The following is an 18,110-nucleotide window of genomic DNA, read 5'->3' as shown; positions in this document are numbered from 1 at the left end:
CGTCACGAGGTAGTTGCATCTTGTACGGACATGGACGAGCAGCGGTTTCAGGTCGTAACGTGCCTTTCGCGCCGAGCGGGAGGCGAGGAACCACCGCAATCGCAGGCGGCCCCCGAGGCCGCGACCATCGACCGAGGAACCATGCGTGCTGGGGGATGACGCGGAGCTGACCGCCGCGGTGCTTGCGGCACAGGACGGGGACGAGACCGCGTTCCGGACTGTGTACCGCGCCGTGCACCCGAGGCTGCTCGGATACGTCCGGACGCTGGTCGGCGATCCGGATGCCGAGGACGTCGCATCCGAGGCCTGGCTGCAGATCGCCCGGGACCTGGAACGCTTCAGCGGGGACGCGGACCGCTTCCGCGGCTGGGCCGCCCGGATCGCCCGCAACCGCGCCCTGGACCACATACGGATGCGCGGCCGGCGCCCCGCGACAGTCGGCGACGAGACCGAGCTGACGGGCAAGGCCGCCGAGTCGGACACCGCGGGCGAGGCCATGGAGGCCCTGGCCACCGACAGCACCCTCTCCCTCATCGCCCGTCTTCCGCAGGACCAGGCCGAGGCCGTCGTGCTGCGCGTGGTGGTGGGCCTGGACGCCAAGTCCGCCGCCGAGACGCTGGGCAAACGGCCGGGAGCCGTACGCACGGCCGCGCACCGCGGACTGAAGAAGCTCGCCGAACTGCTCGGCGGCGATCCGGAATCGGCCGGAGGGCTCGACGCGCTCCCGCCGCAGCGAGATCCGTACACCCGTGCGGTGACGTCCGCGAGTGTGACGCATACGCGTCCGCGGACGCAGAAGGACATGTGATGGCCGACAAGCAGTACAGCTGGCTGAGCGCTGAAACGGCGGAGCGTTTGCTGCGCGGCGAGTCACTGGACAACGCTGTCGAGCCCGCCGACCGCGACGAGGCCGAGCGCCTGGCGAAAACCCTGGGCGCGCTCTCCGCGGACCCGCCGAGCAGCACCGAACTCCCCGGTGAGGCCGCCGCGCTGGCCGCCTTCCGCAAGGCGCGCGCGGACCGCGGCACCGCCCCCCTGGCCACCGCCCCCGGCACGCGCGCCAACGGCCCCCGCGCCAGCGCCTCCCACGGCGCCGACCCCCACCCGGCCGACGCCGGTCTCGTCCGCATCGGCGTGCCCGGTCACCGGGCCCCGCGTTCCCGGCGGGGCCGATCGGTGCGGCTCGGTCTGGCCGCCGCGCTCGCCTTCGGCATGGCCGGCGGAGTGGCCGTGGCGGCCGGAACCGGAGTGCTGCCGTTCGGCGACGACGAGCCCGCCCCCCACGCCTCGGTCTCGGCCGCAGCGCCGTCGGACCGCCCGCTCTCCTCCCCCTCCCCGGAGAACGGCATCGAGAGCGAACCGACCCCCGACGGCTCCGCTTCCGGCTCCGACCCGGACGGCTCCCACGGCGACGCGGGCGGCACCGGGAGCACCGCCCCCGGCACCGGCAAGAACGCCAGGCCGGGCGGCTACGGCACCTGGTGGAACGGCGCCCCCTCGGCCTGCCGCGACATGCGCGACGGCAAGAGGCTGTCCACCGAGCAGAGACGGGACCTGGAAGAGCACGCGGGCGGCTCCACGCACGTGTGGAGGTACTGCAAGGACATCCTGGCGTACCCGAACGCGGGCACGGGCGCGGGCATGGGCGGGGCCACCGGCGGACAGTCCGGCCAGACCGGACGCCAGGACTCGGACAACGACGACGACAACGACCGGGACGACCACGGCGGTCGAGGCGGTCGAGGCGGCCAGGGCGGTGACGACGAAGGCCACCACCGAGGGCCCGGCGGCCACGGCAACGACCACCACCAGAACGGGGGCTTCACCCCTGTGTCACCGACCCCGCCCCCGGGCTCCTCGGACACCGCCGCGCTCCAGCCGCGGCGCGCCGAGACCTCACCGGCCCCGTCGCCCAGTCCGTCGTACTCAGCCCTCTGAGCTGCACTTCTGTACGGCGTGAAACATTTTTCGCGCCCGGTGTGACAATTTCGGCCGCCCTGGCGCTGAGATGAGTGAGCCGACTGGTCATCGGCCGTCGCACAGAGCCGGGGTTCCCCCCGTACCTACGGCTCGTGCACCTAGGCGCGGGCGGGACACGTTCCCCCGGTCCCGCCCGCGCCCCACAGGTCACCAGTACACGACGACCTTGTCGCCGTTGCGCACCTCGTCGAAGAGCTCCGCGATCGCCGCCTCGTCCTTGACGTTGACGCAGCCGTGCGAGCCACCCGCGTAACCCCGGGCCGCGAAGTCGGCCGAGTAGTGCACCGCCTGGCCGCCGCTGAAGAACATCGCGTACGGCATCGGGGAGTCGTAGAGCGTCGAGACGTGGTGCCGGGACTTCCAGTAGACGCTGAAGACGCCTTCCCGGGTCGGTGTGTACTCCGAGCCGAACCGCACCGGCACGGTCATCTCGGTCCGCCCGTCCACCATCCAGCGCAATGTCCGGCTCGACTTGCTGATGCACAGCACGCGTCCGGTCATACAGCGCGCGTCCGGCGCGGCGGCCGGCTGCCCGCCCATCAGATACAGCTCCCACTTTCCGGGCTCGTGCGTCATCTTCAGCAGCCGCTGCCAGGTGACGGTGTCCGTCTCGCCGGTCCTCGGCAGCCCGCGCTTGCCCTGGAACCCCTTGACGGCCTCCTCGGTCGCGTCGTCGTACGTCCCCGTCGGCCCCTCGAAGATCCAGGCGACCTGACGCAGCCGGGCCTGCAGCTCACGCACGTCACGCCCGGTGTCGCCGGGGGCGAGCAGCACCTTCGGCGCGGCCTTCGTCGGCTCGGCGGAGGGCTTGTCGTCCTCGGCGTCGGCCGTGCCGTTCCCGGCGGGGGACGAGGGCGAGTTCTTGGGCAGCTCGATCCGCACCGGGCTCTTCCCCTCGCCTCCCGAGGCCTGCACGGTGCAGCCGCCCACGGCCACCGCCGCCACCAACGCGGCGATCACTCTCCCCATGCCCTTTGTACGCATCCGAGCCCCCGCCTTCTCACCACCGGTGTGCAACCGATGTTCCACCGGTGTGCACCGATGTGCACCGGTGTCACTTACAGATGGCTTCCCGCGGATGACTGGTTGCGAACGGCGCGGCATTGTTGTGAGGAACCGGCGGGTCGGCACTCAGCGGGAGGCGGCACACATGACGCGCGAGTCGGAGTCGGGACTGCCCATCGAACCGGTCTACGGTCCCGGGGACCTGGCGGGCTGGGACCCGGCGGAGAAGCTGGGCGAACCGGGCGCGTACCCCTTCACCCGAGGCGTGTATCCGTCGATGTACACGGGCCGCCCCTGGACCATGCGCCAGTACGCCGGCTTCGGCACCGCCACCGAGTCCAACGCGCGCTACCGCCGGCTGATCGCCCACGGCACGACGGGCCTCTCGGTCGCCTTCGACCTCCCGACCCAGATGGGCCACGACAGCGACGCCCCGATCGCGCACGGCGAGGTCGGCAAGGTCGGCGTGGCGATCGACTCGCTCGACGACATGCGGGTGCTGTTCGGCGGGATCCCGCTGGACAAGGTCTCGACGTCGATGACGATCAACGCCCCGGCCGCGCTGCTGCTGCTCCTGTACCAACTGGTGGCGGAGGAACAGGGGGTCGCCGCCGGGCAGCTGACAGGCACGATCCAGAACGACGTACTGAAGGAGTACATCGCGCGGGGAACGTACATCTACCCGCCCAAGCCCTCGCTCCGTCTGATCGCCGACATCTTCAAGTACTGCCGGGCCGAGATCCCGAAGTGGAACACGATCTCGATCTCCGGCTACCACATGGCGGAGGCGGGCGCGTCCCCCGCGCAGGAGATCGCGTTCACGCTCGCGGACGGCATCGAGTACGTCCGTACGGCGGTCGCGGCGGGCATGGACGTCGACGACTTCGCCCCCCGCCTGTCCTTCTTCTTCGTGGCACGTACGACGATCCTGGAGGAGGTCGCCAAGTTCCGTGCCGCCAGGCGCATTTGGGCCCGGGTGATGCGGGACGAGTTCGGCGCGAGGAACCCGAAATCCCTGATGCTGCGCTTCCACACGCAGACGGCCGGGGTCCAGCTGACCGCCCAGCAGCCGGAGGTCAACCTGGTCCGGGTCGCCGTCCAGGGCCTGGCGGCGGTCCTCGGCGGCACCCAGTCCCTGCACACCAACTCCTTCGACGAGGCGATCGCCCTGCCGACGGACAAGAGCGCGCGCCTGGCGCTGCGCACCCAGCAGGTCCTGGCGTACGAGACGGACGTGACGGCGACGGTCGATCCCTTCGCCGGGTCGTACGTCGTCGAGAAGATGACCGACGACGTGGAGGCCGCGACGCTCGATCTGATGCGCCGGGTCGAGGACCTCGGCGGCGCGGTCGCGGCCATCGAGCAGGGCTTCCAGAAGGCGGAGATCGAGCGCAACGCGTATCGCATCGCCCAGGAGACCGACTCGGGCGAACGGGTCGTGGTCGGCGTCAACCGCTTCCAGCTGGACGCGGAGGAGCCGTACGAGCCGCTCCGCGTGGACCCGGCGATCGAGGCCCAGCAGGCGGAGCGGCTCGCGAAGCTGCGGGCGGAGCGGGATCAGGGGGCGGTGGATGCGGCCCTTGACGCCCTGAAGAAGGCGGCGGAGGGGGAGGAGAACGTGCTGTATCCGATGAGGGAGGCGTTGCGGGCTCGGGCCACTGTGGGGGAGGTGTGCAACGCCCTGCGGGTGGTTTGGGGGACTTATGTGCCGTCGGACGCGTTCTGAGTGACCAACGCCGGGTACGGTGAGTAAGTTTCCGTATCCGGAGGGGAGTTGCTGCGGTGGTGCGTGCGCGGCGGACGACCGTACTCGAAGCCGAAAGTTGGCTCACTCGGGAGCTGGAGGGGTATCGCGGTGAGGTTCTCAAGAGGAACGCGGACTCATGTGCCTACTGGGCATCGGTCTGTGGCTGCCGACGGGGGTGGACGACTTCGCGGTGCCTGACCTTTCCGTCGTTGAAGCGGATTTCCTGAGCACTCACGTTCAGCACAACTGCTATGCGCCCAGAGCCTTCCGGTTGATGCGAGGCCAGTCCGTCCCCGTCCCCGAGTCCGTCGGCGTCACCCTCGAACTGTCCGTCGACACCCTCCTCGACGGCGACGACTAGCGAAGGCCGAAGCGGTCCAGGTAGCCCGTGAGCCCGGCTGCCTGGTCACCGGCCCAACCCACGTAACCGTCCGGCCGCACCAGGAACAGCCCCGCCCCGTACGACGCCTGCGCCTCACCCCTCACGACCCTGACCGCCTCCGGCAGCCCGCCGGGAGCCTCCGTCCCCACCGCCACCAGCGTCCAGTGCGGCCCCCGGAACGCGTCGAAGAGGCGTACGCCGTCCAGCAGCCCGTCGGGTGCGCGGTCGCCGGCCCGCACCGCCCCCGGGGTCGCGCAGGTCTCCTCCGTGAGTGACGAGTCCCGGTACCCCAGCCCCAGCTGCCGCGTCGCCTCCCCGCGCCGCGTCTCGCCCCGGTGGACGCTCTTCGACAGGCCCAGCATGTCCGCGGCGATGGGCCGCCGCTCCTCCTCGTACGTGTCCAGCAGCGACAGAGGCGCCCCGCCCCTCAGCACCGCCCCCAGCTTCCAGCCCAGGTTGTAGGCGTCCTGGACGCTGGTGTTCAGCCCCTGTCCGCCCGCCGGGGAGTGGATGTGGGCCGCGTCCCCGGCGAGGAAGACCCGGCCGGAGCGGAAGCGGTCGGCGAGGGCCATGCGGGGCCGGAAGTCGGAGGCCCAGCGCAGCTCGGTCACCGCGTCGGCGTCCAGGTGCGAGCGGGCGGCGATGACTTTGCGGACGCCGTCCAGGGACACGTCCACCGTGCTGCCCTCCGGGAACTGGGCCGCCACCTGGAAGTCCTCCGTGCCGGCGAGCGGGCAGATCGCCAGGAACCCGTCGTCCTCGCCGCGCGGCGGGAAGAGGTGCCAGTGCTCGCGGTCCAGGCCGGTCAGCCGTACGTCCGCCACCAGCATCGGCTTCGGGTCGACCGGCTCGCCGGTCATGCCGATGCCGAGCGCACGCCGGACCGCCGAGCGGCCGCCGTCCGCGGCGACCGCGTACCGGGCGCGGAGGTCCGTGCCGTCGGCGAAGTGGGCGGTGACCCCTTCCGCGTCTTGCGTGAGCCCGGTCAGCTCCCGTCCGAAGGAGACCGTTCCGCCCAGCTTGGCCAGCCGCGCCGCGAGGATCTGCTGGGTCCTCCACTGCGGCACCATCATCGGCTCGTTGTAGGGGGAGTCCTCCGTCGCCTCGGCCGGGTCGAACATCTGGTGCTCGCCCATCTGCCGGCCGTCCTGCCAGATCATCCCGACCGGGTAGCCGCCCCCGGCCGCGCGAACGGCGTCCACCACGCCGAGGTCGTCGAAGACCTCCATCGTGCGCGGCTGGATGCCCTTGCCGCGTGAGCCGGGGAAGAGCGCGTCGGCCTTCTCCACCACCAGCGCGTCCACCCCGCGCCGGGCGAGGTCGATACCGAGGGCGAGACCGGTCGGGCCGGCTCCGACAATCAGAACATCCATCGCAGATCTCCTTAACGTCGTTAAGTTCTGTTGTCGGCAAGGGTGCCCTTAACGCTGTTAAGCTGTCAAGCGTGAGTACGGAAAAGCGCGCGCCCCTCGACCGGCTCCGTGTCGCGGACACGGCCTTGAAGCTCCTGGGCGAACTGGGCCTGGACGGTCTGACCCTCCGCGCCATCGCCAAGGAACTCGACGTCAAGGCACCGGCCCTGTACTGGCACTTCAAGGACAAGCAGGCGCTGCTCGACGAGATGGCGACGGAGATGTACCGCCGCATGATCGCCGGGACCGCGCTGGATCCCGGCGACACCTGGCAGCAGCGGCTGCTGAAGACCAACCGCGGACTGCGCACCGCCCTGCTCGGCTACCGCGACGGCGCCAAGGTCTTCAGCGGCACACGCTTCACGAGCCTCGTGCACGTGGAGGCGATGGAGGACAACCTGCGCCTGTTCACCTCGGCCGGCTTCACCCTCGCCCAGGCGGTCCGCGCGGCCTCGACGACGTACTTCTACACCCTCGGCTTCGTCATCGAGGAACAGAGCGTGCAGCCCCTGCCGGGCGAACGCCGAGAGGGCTTCGACCTGGCGGAACGCGCCCGCCTGATGACCGACTTCCCGCTGTCGGCCGCGGCGGGTGCGGAGATCTTCGAGGACTACGAACGGCACTTCGAGGAGGGCCTGGCGCTGGTGATCGCGGGGATCGAGGCGCGGTACCGCTGAACGTCAGGCCCTGCTCGTCCGGGCTCGTCGGACGGTCCTGGTGATGATCGGGGGCAGCAGGTCCACCGCGATACGACGGGCCGGGGAGCGTCGGTGCGGGGGCGCGGGGGTGGGCGCCGGTGCCGGTGCCGGTTCGACGTAGTGACGCGACCTCGGGAACTCCGGCGCCCGCATCCCCTTCGCCCGCGCTCGGATCAGCCGTTGCCCCGCCGCCTCCTGCACACTCAGCCCGCAGTCCGTCCGGCCCCGCAGCATCTCCAGCAGCTCCTCCTGCACCGGCCCCGGATCCCCCCAGGTCCCGTACAGCTTCTGCGTGCTGAGGCAGATCACCCGCAGCTCCCGGTTCAGCACCGCCTCCCACGTGGCCACCGACACGCCGGGCGTGTGCTCGGACCGGAAGTCGTCGAGCACCACGACCCCCTCCGGCTGCAGAAGATCACGCGCCGCCCCGATGTCGTCCCGCACATGCTCGTACAGGTGCGACGCGTCGATGTGGACGAACCGGCAGCTGCCCGCCGCCACCTCCGACGAGATCACCGAGCTCGGCGCCTCGATCACCCGGGGCAGGGCGTCATGGAAGGAGAGATAGTTCCGCTCGAACGCCTGCCGTGTCAGCGAGGCGTACGACTTGGCCGTCTCCGCCTTGTTCGCCCCGTCCGGCGCCTCGCCGCCGAAGAGGTCGCAGACCGTGAACTGCTCGCCGGGGCCCAGGTGCCGCCCCAGCAGGATCGCGCTCTTGCCCATGTAGGCGCCGAGTTCGACCAGATCGCCCTTGTGGCCCTGGGCTTCCTGCCGGTCGAGCAGCCAGGTGAACAGCACCTGGTCGAGCGGCGGGAACCAGCCGGGGACGTCTTTGAGTTCGCCGGGGAGGGTGGGGGTTTTCTGTGGGTTGTCCATGAGACATATTCCTGCTCGCTGAGAACCGGACAAACTGGCCCCGAGCGGAACGTCAGGTGAACACCTCGCGGACCCTCAGTGAGCCTTGGCCAAAGCCGAACGCAGCTTCGGAGTCAGCGGTTTCTCCACGTACCGGTTCATCAGCCAGGCCAGCGCGAGCATCGCCACGACCGTCAGTGCGAAGGTCTCCCCGGACGGCAGCCCCAGCCCGATGTGCAGCCCGTGGATCACCACCCAGCCCAGGTGTTCGTGGACGAGATAGAAGGGGTACGTCAGCGCCCCGGCCACCGTCAGCCACTTCCAGTCCGCCCAGTTGAGCCACCCCAGCGCGATCGCGGCGACGGCGAGGAACCCGAAGGCGACGACGGCGACGATGCCGAACGTGGTGCGGTGCGCGAAGGCGTTCGGGTCGGTGGCGTTCCACAGGCTCCGTACCGCGTAGTGCTGCCCGATCAGGAAGCTCACGCCCACGATGCCCCACGCGTACACGTCCCGCCGGTCGCGGTGCACGAGGTAGAGGCCGACACCGCCGATGAAGAACGGCGCGTACTCCGGCATCAGCACGACGTCGAGCAGCGGCTGACGCGCGGCCTGCGCGAGCGCCGCCGCCAGCGTCCAGCCCGCGCAGAACATGATGACCCGGCGGCGGGAGGCCCCCGGCAGGACGACACACAGCGCGAAGAGCGCGTAGAAGCGGACCTCGGCCCACAGCGTCCAGCAGACGCCCAGCACCCGGTCCACGCCCAGCGGCTGCTGCAGCATCGTGAGGTTCACCAGCGCATCGCTCGGCGACACCGCCTTGTACGCGACCACCGGCAGCGCGAACACCGCCGTGACCAGCACGACCGCGACCCAGTAGGCGGGCAGCAGCCGGGAGGCGCGGGACGCGAAGAACGACTTCAGCGGCCGTCCCCACCCGCTCATGCAGATCACGAATCCGCTGATCACGAAAAACACCTGGACGCCGAGACAGCCGTATGCGAAATAGCCGCTCAGCGTCGGGAACTGCTCTTTCGCGGACGTTCCCCAGGCCGCGGTGACTTCGCCGCCCCGGCCGCCGTAGTGGTATGCGGCGACCATCAGCGCGGCCACCAGCCGCAGTCCGTCGAGGGCGCGCAGCCGGGACTCCCGGGGCTGCGCCCGTTCCGGCCGCCGTGGTGCTTCGGTGACCTGGCGGACGGTCATCGTGGTCACAGAAATCCCCTCGACTGCAACTGTTCCTGTGGGTGTACACAGGCACATTAGTCCGAATCACAGGGATGTCTTGGTTGGCGACCCAACGATTAGCCGTCCGGTCCCGGCCAGTTCACCTGAATGTCGTTTTGGCTTCCTAAATTCCCTCAGAATCCCCCCACACAAGCGGTAAACCCCAAGAACTCGTCTCACCTTTGGTAAGAAAAATCGGGAGTGCCATGACGACGGTCCAGAAGAGACGTGCACGTGCGCGTGGAGGGGAGCTGGACGACTGCCTGCGCGCCTGCGCGGTGCACAGCGGGAAGGTCGTCGGCAGCATCGACCGGCGCCGCGTCGAACTCGCGGAACAGCTGCGCAAGCTGCTGGTGGTGTGGGGCACGACCGCCACCACCGCGCCCGCGCCCGCCCCGGCCGGCGGTGCCACCGCCCTGCTCAAGCGGGCCGTCAAGGGCGCCACCACCCCGTCCTCGAACATCCCGGGCGAGCTCCTCGACGCCCTGCTCGCCGTCGCCAACAAGGCCCTGGAGTGCGGCTACGACGACGAGCTGAACCTCGCCCTCGTCATCAGCGACACCGTCATCGCCCAGCGCAAGAACTCCCGCGCCGGCTGGCGGCTGCGCGCCCGGCTCCTGGAGGCCCTGGGCGAGGAGACCGAGGCGGTCGAGGCGTACGAGAAGTACCTCGCCCTCACCGACGACGACGGCTTCGGCGTCCGCGCCAAGGTCGCCGGTCTGCGCGTCGCGGCCGAGAAGGAGCGCGAGCTGCTCGCGCTGCTCAGGCGGCAGAACCCGCGCGCCGAGCAGTTCACCCGCCGCGCCGCCACCGACGTCTGGGCCGAGGGCCTGGCCGCACAGGCCGTGGGGGACTGGACCGAGGCCGAGCCGCGCCTCGTGGGAGCGCTCCTCACCCTGGCCGCCGAGGACGCCCCGGTCGCCGACCGGCAGGAACTCCTCAGCCAGTACCTGGACCTGCGCACCACCGAGTCGACGGACCTCGCCGCCCTCACCGAGGCCCTCGGCCTCTACGCCGAGCAGCGCCGCAACCGCATGCGCGGCCCCGTCGCCGACCCCACCGTCGGCGGCGTGGAGTGGATCAGCCTCGGTGAGTTCCGCAACCGGATCGCCGGCAAGTCGATCTGCCTGATCGCCAACTCCGGGCGCGTCGGCGCCAGTTCGATGGGCGCCGAGATCGACGCGTACGACATCGTCGTCCGCTTCAACTCGTACCGGATCGACCCCAAGCACACCGGCTCGCGCACCGACATCCACGCCACCATCCACAAGCACGGCTTCAACTGGGACCAGCGGGTCGACACCCGGCTGGTGTTCGGCGGGATCTCCGGCGACTGGAAGTACTCCCTGCGCAACCGGCTCGTGCCCGGCGCGCAGACCTACCTCGGCGACGAGTCGCTGCGCTGGCCCGTCCGCAACATCGGCAAGCTCGGCACCGACGTCTGGTCGGGCATCCCGACGACCGGCTTCAACATGCTGTACCTGCTGGACTTCCTGGACGTCAGCCCGACCCTTGACCTGATCGGCTTCGACTTCTACGAGAGCGGCGCCTACCGCGTCCAGGAGGCGATGAAGCTCGCGATCACGTCCGTGCACGAGTACACCAGCGAGAAGGCATGGGTCATGCAGCGGGCCCAGAGCGTGACCGACATGAGGATCTCCCTGCGATGACCACCGCCCTGCCTGCGACACAGGCCCCCGCGACCGACGCCCACGCGCTCACCGGCAAGCGCCGCATCGCCTTCGCGTCCTACGTCGACGAGAACTACCTGCCCGGCTTCCTCACCCTCCTGCGCAGCCTCGCCCTGTCCAACCCGGGCGTCTGCGAGGACTTCGTCGTCCTCTACGACGATCTGCGCCCCGGTTCCCTGGCGCAGATCCGCGCCCTGCACCCGAGGATCGTCCTCAAGCGGGTCAACGACACGCACTACGACTCGTACAAGAAGGGCGACCAGGACAACTACCTGGTCCGCAAGGCGTACTTCATCCTCGACGTGTTCAGGATCCGCGAGTACGACACCGTCATCACCCTCGACACCGACATGGTCGTCCTCGGTGACCTCGGTGAACTCCTCCAGCTGCGCGAGGGGTTGGCGGCCGTCCCGCAGTTCTTCTACGGGCAGCACAAGCTCAACTCCGGGCTCCTCGTCATCCAGCGCGAGTACCTGAGCGACGAGTTCTGCGCCAGGCTCGACAAGTGCGGGCGCTCCGGCGACTACGAGCTCGACAAGCACGACCAGGGCATCCTCAACTCGGTCCTCGACGGCGACTTCGTCCGCCTCGACCCGCGCTACAACTTCGTCAAGCGGCGGCTCTCCGGCGACCTTCCGGTCCCCGAGGACACCGCGATCCTGCACTTCACCGGCCGCCACAAGCCGTGGCAGGGCGGCGAGGCCGGGTACAGCCAGGCCGAGGACAAATGGCGCGAGTACGAGCTGTCGGACGCCGACTTCCAGGCGGCCTATCTGGAGAAGCAGGGCGGACTCCACCACGACCTGGTCGTCCACTTCGGCACCCCGCACGTCAAGCGCACCGGCGATGTGGAGGTGGCCCGCAAGGTCGCCGCCGCGCACATCGCGAACGGCGACTACCAGGACGCCGTCGACATCCTCGGCGGGGTCCGCATCCCGCTCGACGAGGCCTGGCCGCACGAGGTGCTCGGCCACGCCCTGATGAGCGTCTCCCGGTACGAGGAGGCCAAGGCCCAGCTGCTGCTGGCCACCGCCGCCCCCAACCGGGCCGCCACCGCCTATGCCCGGCTGGCCCAGATGGCCTGGGTGCACGGCGACACCACCGAGGCCCTCGCGTACGCCACCGCGGGCATCACGGTCGACCCGACCCACCGCCCCAGCCGCCTCTGGGCGCAGCGCGCGGCGGCCGTCCCCTCTCAGGAGCGGGGGAGCGCCGAGGACCAACTCGCCCACGTCGCCTTCTACATGGACCGACAGGGCAACGCCGGCGACAAGCTCCTCCCGGAGACGGTCCGCCTGGCCTTCGGCCCGGACACCACCTCCCGCCGCTGGCACTCGGTCCATGCCCACCGGCTCTTCGACGAGGCCGCCCTGGAACGCGTCAACGCCCGCCGCGGCCTGGTCATCGGCGGCGGTGGCCTGTTCATCCCGGACACCATGCCCAACGGCAACAGCGCCTGGCAGTGGAACGTCCCCGACGCGCTCCTGGGCCGCATCGACGTGCCGATCGCGGTCTTCGCCGTGGGCTTCAACGCCTTCGACGGCCAGTCGTACCGCGCCAACCGCTTCCGCGAGTCGCTCCTCCAACTCGTCGAGCGGTCCGCCTTCTTCGGTCTGCGCAACCACGGCTCGATCGAGAAGGTCCGCGCGATGCTGCCCTCGCGCCTGCACGACAAGGTGCGCTTCCAGCCTTGTCCCACCACGGTCATGCGCCAGCTGGTCGACGGCTGGCAGGACCCGGCGCAGCGCGAGAACACCATCCTCATCAACGCCGCGTACGACCGCGCGGGCCTGCGCTTCGGCCACGACTACGGCTACTTCCTCGCCCAAATGGCCCAGGCGGTCAAGGACTTGGGCGAGCTGGCCGAGGTCCAGTGCGTCGCGCACTCCCTCGACGACGAGAAGATCGCCTTCGACCTGCGCCGCGAGCACGGCGTCTCGATGCCGGTCATCCCGATGTACGACTTCGAGAACGACCAGATCCGCGAGCTCTACGCCCGCACCAAGCTGGTGATCGGCATGCGCGGCCACGCCGGGATGATCCCGTTCGGCGTCGGCACGCCCATCATCAGCCTCATCTCGCACCCGAAGATGGCGTACTTCCTCCGCGACATCGAGCGCCCGGAGTGGGGCGTCTCGGTCCACGACCGCCACCTCGCGGCCCGCCTCGTCGAGCGTTCCAAGGACCTGCTCGCCGACCACAGCAAGACGGTCGCGGACGTCCATGGCCGCCAGCAGGAGCTGTGGAAGGTCACGGAGGCGAACGCGGCGGACCTGAGGGTGATCCTGGGGGGCTGAGTTCGAGGGCGCCTTCCCTCGGCGTCGCAGACACGCAGCAGGCAAAAACACAGCAGAACGCGCCCGGGTGCACAGCCTCCGGGCGCGTTCTGCTGTCTGTCGTTTGGCGCATGTAGAAATTGCCGCATCCATGGAGTGTTCACCTTGAATTCTCCTACGCTTTGGAATGTGCTTTCATGTGCCGTCGGCCGTAAAGGTGAAGTGCGGGCACCGTGATGGGTATCACAGGAATTCTCCACATACTTGTCGGCCAAATCCCCGTATTTGTCGATCGGTTGATCTGGACGAGGTCTGGACCTCCACTTACCTTCCTTTGGCGGTTCTTTGATCGTTTTGCCGATTGAAAGTCCGGGGGAGGGCTGGGATGACGGTTCCCAGACGCATGCGCGCTGCTGCACGAGCAGTGAGCGCAGTTGCAGGTCTGACGTTGCTGGCCGGCATGGTGCCGGTCTTCACGGGGATGGCGAACGCCGCTCCCCAGGCACAGCAGGAGGCGCCCCAGGGGGACGCGTCGGCGAAGGGGACGGAAAACGCCGCTTTCGATCAGGCCGCCCGCTCAGGAGCGAAGGTGGAAATCACCTCGCTGCGTGGTGAATCCAGCGAGACATACGCCCTGCCGAACGGCAATTTCGAGGCCGTGGAGCATTTGCGTCCGGTACGGGCGCGAGTGGATGGCGAGTGGAAAGCCATCAACACCGCTCTGGAGAAGCGTGCAGACGGCAGCGTCGGGCCCAAGGTGGCGTTGGTGGGCATTGCGTTCTCGGGTGGCGGGAAGGAACAGCCGCTGATCACGTTGGAGAGGGCGGGCCGGAAGTTGTCCCTGTCCTGGCCGACGGCCTTGCCGGAGCCGGTGATCAACGGTGCCACAGCCACGTATCCATCTGTGCTCGAGGGCGTGGACCTCCAGGTGAAGGCGGACGTCGACAGCGCCTCGCAGGTACTGATCGTCAAGACACCCGAAGCGGCAGCGAATCCGAAGCTGGCAGAGCTGCGGTTGGCGATGGACGCCGACGGCATGGACGTACGCACCACGGCGGGCGGCGGCCTCGCAGCGGTCGACAAGGGGGCCGGAGGGCCGGTCTTCGAGGCCCCGCGACCGATGATGTGGGACTCCAGCAAAGGGGCGTCCGCCAGGGCGGCTCGCACGGCAGTCGGGTCGTTGGCCAAGGCAGGTGGTCCGTCACACGGGCCTGGCGAGTCTGCGAAGGTCGCGCCCATCGGCGTGAGCGTTCCCTCGGGTGATGATGCGCTGGTGCTGAAGCCGGACCAGGAACTGCTGAAGAGCGCCACGTTCCCGGTCTATATAGACCCACAGTGGTACTCGCCGAAGGCTGGCAGCTGGACCTTCGTCTCGCGCTACTGGGCCTCGTCCCCACAATGGAAATTCAACGGCAACTCCGACTCGGGCATGGGCTACTGCGCGGGCGACGCGCGTTGCGCGCCTGAGGACGTCAAGCGTGTCTTCTACACGGTCCCGACCTCGCGCTTCGCGGGCAAGTCGATCCTGTCGGCGGAGTTCGTGGTCAACGAGACTCACTCGTACAGCTGCACCAAGACTGACGTGCAGTTGTGGCGTACCAAGGGGATCAACTCCTCGACGACGTGGAACACGCAGACCGCTGACGGTTTCTGGGCCGATCTGCAGAAGACGCAGAGCGAGGCGAAGGGTTGGAGCAGCGACTGCCCAGGGGGCACGGTGGAGTTCTGGGCTCTGCGTGCGGTTCAGCAGGCGGCGGCCAACGGTTGGTCGACTACGACGTTCGGGCTGAAGGCCCGGGACGAGAACGACGTGCTCTCCTGGAAGCGGTTCTCCGACGACGCATGGCTACGGGTCCAGTACAACCGTCCACCGACGCAGATCCGCATGTCGCAGCTCACGCAGGACCCCGGCGGTGCCTGCTCCTCCACGCCCAAGCGGGTTCGCATCCTGCCCACGATCCGGGCGAACAGCGTGACGGATCCGGACGGCGATGACATCGCGGTGCAGTTCCAGGCGTCCTGGGACACAGGTGACGGCAAGGGCTACACGGCACGTTGGACCTCGGCCCGGACGACCTACAAGAAATCGGGCTCCCCCTTCTCGATCTCGCTTCCGGCGGGCATCCCCAAGGACAAAGCCGTCGGCTGGCATGTGCGTTCATACGACAGCGCTCAGTGGTCGCCGTGGAGCAATGCGGGTTCGGCGACCGACTGCCTCATGGTCTACGACAGGGGCGTGCCCGCCGGTCCCTCGATCGTCTCCACCCAGTACCCACCCTCGGACTCTGAAGACCCGAACGACCCGTGGCTGGACGGGGTGGGCCGGTACGGCACCTTCACCATCGACTCCTCGTCCACGGACGTGTCCAAGTACTGGTTCGGCATCAACGGTGATCCGACCAGCGCGCACACGCTGACCACATCCGGTGGTGCCGCGCAGACGACGAGATTCATGCCGACGAAGTCCGGCGTCAACTTCATCACCGCGCAGGCCTTCGACGCCGCGGGAAATGGTAGTGAGATCCGCACCTACCAGTTCCGGGTCAACGCGGGCCAGCCCGATCGGCTGAACATGAAACTCGACGAGTCGGCCGGTTCCACCACGGTCAGTGGCGTGGGCGGCGAGTGGTCCGCCCGGCTCAACGGAGCGACGCCGGGCGGGGAGGGCGTCCTCGGCCACGGCCTGCAATTCGATGGCACCGACGACTACGCCGCCACCACCTCCCCGGTTCTCAACACGCGCAAGAGCTTCTCCGTGTCGCTGTGGGCGAAGCTCGGCGACATCAACACTGCTACGGGTGCCGTGGCCGTGGCTCAGGGCGGGGCGAACGCCACCGCCTACGAGCTCTACTACTCGCCGTCCCGTAACGGCTGGGTGTTCGCCCGGCACACGGAGGACACGGCCGACACGACCGCGTCCCGTGCGATGCAGCCCGCCTGCGCGACTGGGGACACGCAGTGCTCCGGAGCCCGGCTCGGGGTGTGGACACATGTGGTCGGCGTTTTCGACAACCCGAGTTCCCAGGTGAAGCTGTATGTCGATGGAGCGCTTGTCGGTACGGCGGCCTACAGCTCGCTGTGGGACGGACGGGGGCGCACCATGCTCGGGGCGACGGACAACGGCGGTGCGCTGAACGGGTTCTTCCGGGGCAGCATCGACGAGGTCCAGTTCTTCGACTACCCACTGGCCAACACGCAGATATCCCGCCTGTACGCCAAGCAGTCGGTGGACACCGACCGTCCGGCGAAAGTGATCTGGCCGCTCGACGAGGAGGCCACGGCGACCGCGGCCGTCGGTCGGTCGCAGAAGTTGACGGCGACCGTCAACGGTGGAGCCGTGCTGGGCTCGACAGGTGTCGACGGCACCGCGGCAACCTTTGACGGCGTCGACGACGGCGTGATCACCTCGCGGCCGGTGCTGGACACCTATCAGAGCTTCGCGGTCTCCGCCTGGGCCAGGCTGCCCAAGGACAAGGAGAGCCGGGCGATGATGGCGGTGACCCAGGGAGGCACCAGTGTCCCGGGCTTCGAACTGGTCCACTCCTCGGCACTGGGCGGCTGGGTCTTCCTGCGAGCCGGTTCCGACTCGACTAGCGCCACGCTGGTCCGGGCCCGGCAGAACGCCTGTGATGCGAACGTGAACTGTGCGGCCGCCCGGCTCGGAGAGTGGACTCATGTCGTGGGTGTCTACGACTACGACGCCGGCGAGATCCGGCTCTACGTCGATGGCGTCCTGAAGGACACGCAGCCCTTCACCACCCCCTGGCTCGCCACTGGCCCGGTCACCCTGGGCTACAAGGCGACCGGCGGCGCCCAAGCGTTGATGAAGGGTGACCTGGACGATGTCCGGCTGTTCGACCGGGCCCTGTCCGGCGACGAGGTCAAGGAGCTGAACAAGGCCCGTCCGGTGGTACAGGGCCGCTGGAAGCTGGACTCCGGCTCCGGCACGCCGCTGACCTCCGCCGACGACTCTTCGGGCAACCGGGCGCTGACGCTGAGCGGCAACGCCTCGATCGACACCTCCGGCAACTCCAACTACGTAGGCACCGGTGGGTTGTTGCTGGACGGTAGCGGCGACTACGCCGCCACGGCCACCTCGCCCGTCTCCACCGGGACCAGCTTCACGGCTGCCGCGTGGGTGAGCACCGCGGCGCGGCCGGACCATCCGGTGACGGTGTTCTCGCAGGCGGGTTTGGTCAACAGCGGCTTCGCGGTGCGATATGTGCCCAGTGCGACTGACCCGGTGAACGCCGGTCGCTGGCAGCTAGCGATGCCAGGCTCCGACGTCAAGGGCACAACCGTAGCGGCGGCCGAGCATCCCAACTTCATGAACAACACGAGTTGGAACCATCTGGCGGTGGTCTACGACGCCTTCGCCGATCAGATGCGGCTGTACGTCGACGGCAACCTGGAGCAGGTCGTCTGCGCCGACAGCAACGAGGACGGCAGCCCGGATGTCGAGGGCTGCACCGACTCGGTGTCCTGGAACTCCAACGTCCTGCCGTTCAACGCCACCGCAGGCCTTCAGCTCGGCCGTGGCAAGACCGACGGCACGTGGGGCGAGTACTGGCCCGGCGTGATCGACGACGTGTGGACCTTCCAGGGCGTGGCCTCGGACGAGCAGATCGCCAGGCTGGCCAACGGTACGGACGTGTCCACCGTCCCCGGACCGTAAGAGCCGACGAGACCAGCGCGGGGGCGGACCACCGGCCCGCCCCCGCCGCTGAGTCGCCGTGGCATCGAAGAGAAGTCCGCGCACGTCAGAACAGCTCCCCTGTTTGGGGGCTCCAGGGCTGAGGAGGGGCCGCTGTGGCGGTGAGCAAATGCGGGTGGGCGA

The 18,110-nt window shown here is 69.2% G+C and carries 12 protein-coding genes; 8 read left to right on the top strand and 4 right to left on the bottom strand.

All coding sequences use genetic code 11. The annotated features are described in order from the left end of the window. Positions 1-145 precede the first annotated feature (145 nt). Together PH203_RS21590 and PH203_RS21585 are read left to right on the top strand one after the other, a co-directional pair. A complete protein-coding gene (locus PH203_RS21590; protein ID WP_289921983.1) occupies positions 146-808 on the top strand; it encodes an RNA polymerase sigma factor in 663 nt (220 codons plus the stop codon). After that, positions 808-1,938: a hypothetical protein gene (locus PH203_RS21585; RefSeq protein ID WP_289921982.1), complete on the top strand. Its 1,131-nt coding sequence runs from the start codon at positions 808-810 to the stop codon at positions 1,936-1,938. The genes PH203_RS21590 and PH203_RS21585 overlap by 1 nt, the downstream gene beginning before the upstream one ends. Before the next feature lie 189 nt (positions 1,939-2,127). Here PH203_RS21585 and PH203_RS21580 read toward each other — a convergent pair whose 3' ends face one another. Beyond that, positions 2,128-2,949 (bottom strand): L,D-transpeptidase family protein, encoded by an 822-nt coding sequence (locus PH203_RS21580; protein ID WP_289921981.1) that lies wholly within the window; start codon positions 2,947-2,949, stop codon positions 2,128-2,130. Positions 2,950-3,130: 181 nt separating this feature from the next. Between PH203_RS21580 and PH203_RS21575 the strand changes: the two genes are divergently transcribed. After that, positions 3,131-4,711: a methylmalonyl-CoA mutase family protein gene (locus PH203_RS21575; RefSeq protein WP_289921980.1), complete on the top strand. Its 1,581-nt coding sequence runs from the start codon at positions 3,131-3,133 to the stop codon at positions 4,709-4,711. Positions 4,712-4,868: 157 nt separating this feature from the next. Then, positions 4,869-5,093 (top strand): hypothetical protein, encoded by a 225-nt coding sequence (locus PH203_RS21570; protein ID WP_289921979.1) that lies wholly within the window; start codon positions 4,869-4,871, stop codon positions 5,091-5,093. On the opposite strand, the gene PH203_RS21565 is transcribed toward PH203_RS21570, so the two are convergent. Then, positions 5,090-6,487 carry an FAD-dependent oxidoreductase gene (locus PH203_RS21565; protein WP_289921978.1) on the bottom strand — a complete coding sequence of 466 codons (1,398 nt, stop codon included), beginning with the start codon at positions 6,485-6,487 and terminating at the stop codon, positions 5,090-5,092. The two genes, PH203_RS21570 and PH203_RS21565, sit on opposite strands and share 4 nt — an antisense overlap. Positions 6,488-6,558: 71 nt before the next feature. On the opposite strand from PH203_RS21565, the gene PH203_RS21560 reads away from it, so the two are divergent. Continuing rightward, positions 6,559-7,203, top strand: a complete 645-nt coding sequence (locus tag PH203_RS21560; RefSeq protein WP_289921976.1) for a TetR/AcrR family transcriptional regulator — start codon at positions 6,559-6,561, stop codon at positions 7,201-7,203. Positions 7,204-7,206: 3 nt separating this feature from the next. On the opposite strand, the gene PH203_RS21555 is transcribed toward PH203_RS21560, so the two are convergent. Further along, positions 7,207-8,100 carry a class I SAM-dependent methyltransferase gene (locus tag PH203_RS21555; RefSeq protein WP_289921974.1) on the bottom strand — a complete coding sequence of 298 codons (894 nt, stop codon included), beginning with the start codon at positions 8,098-8,100 and terminating at the stop codon, positions 7,207-7,209. Positions 8,101-8,175: 75 nt separating this feature from the next. Further along, positions 8,176-9,285, bottom strand: coding sequence for an acyltransferase (locus PH203_RS21550; RefSeq protein ID WP_289922455.1), 1,110 nt, complete (start codon positions 9,283-9,285; stop codon positions 8,176-8,178). Between the two features lie 227 nt (positions 9,286-9,512). Here PH203_RS21550 and PH203_RS21545 point away from each other — a divergent pair, with 227 nt between their 5' ends. The 3 genes from PH203_RS21545 to PH203_RS21535 all read left to right on the top strand — a co-directional run bounded on the left by PH203_RS21545 (position 9,513) and on the right by PH203_RS21535 (position 17,948). Further along, entirely contained in the window at positions 9,513-10,976 is a 1,464-nt protein-coding gene (locus PH203_RS21545; RefSeq protein ID WP_289921973.1) for a glycosyltransferase family 29 protein, read from the top strand. Continuing rightward, positions 10,973-13,294 carry a glycosyltransferase gene (locus PH203_RS21540; RefSeq protein WP_289921972.1) on the top strand — a complete coding sequence of 774 codons (2,322 nt, stop codon included), beginning with the start codon at positions 10,973-10,975 and terminating at the stop codon, positions 13,292-13,294. Before PH203_RS21545 ends, PH203_RS21540 begins: the two co-directional genes overlap by 4 nt. Before the next feature lie 403 nt (positions 13,295-13,697). Then, entirely contained in the window at positions 13,698-17,948 is a 4,251-nt protein-coding gene (locus tag PH203_RS21535) for a LamG-like jellyroll fold domain-containing protein (protein ID WP_289921971.1), read from the top strand. Positions 17,949-18,110 lie beyond the last annotated feature (162 nt).

It is taken from the genome of Streptomyces sp. S.PB5 (assembly GCF_030403745.1).
GTDB lineage: Bacteria > Actinomycetota > Actinomycetes > Streptomycetales > Streptomycetaceae > Streptomyces.
The sequence above is the reverse complement of the archived record's forward strand: the minus strand, read 5'-3'. Positions and strand labels throughout refer to the sequence as shown.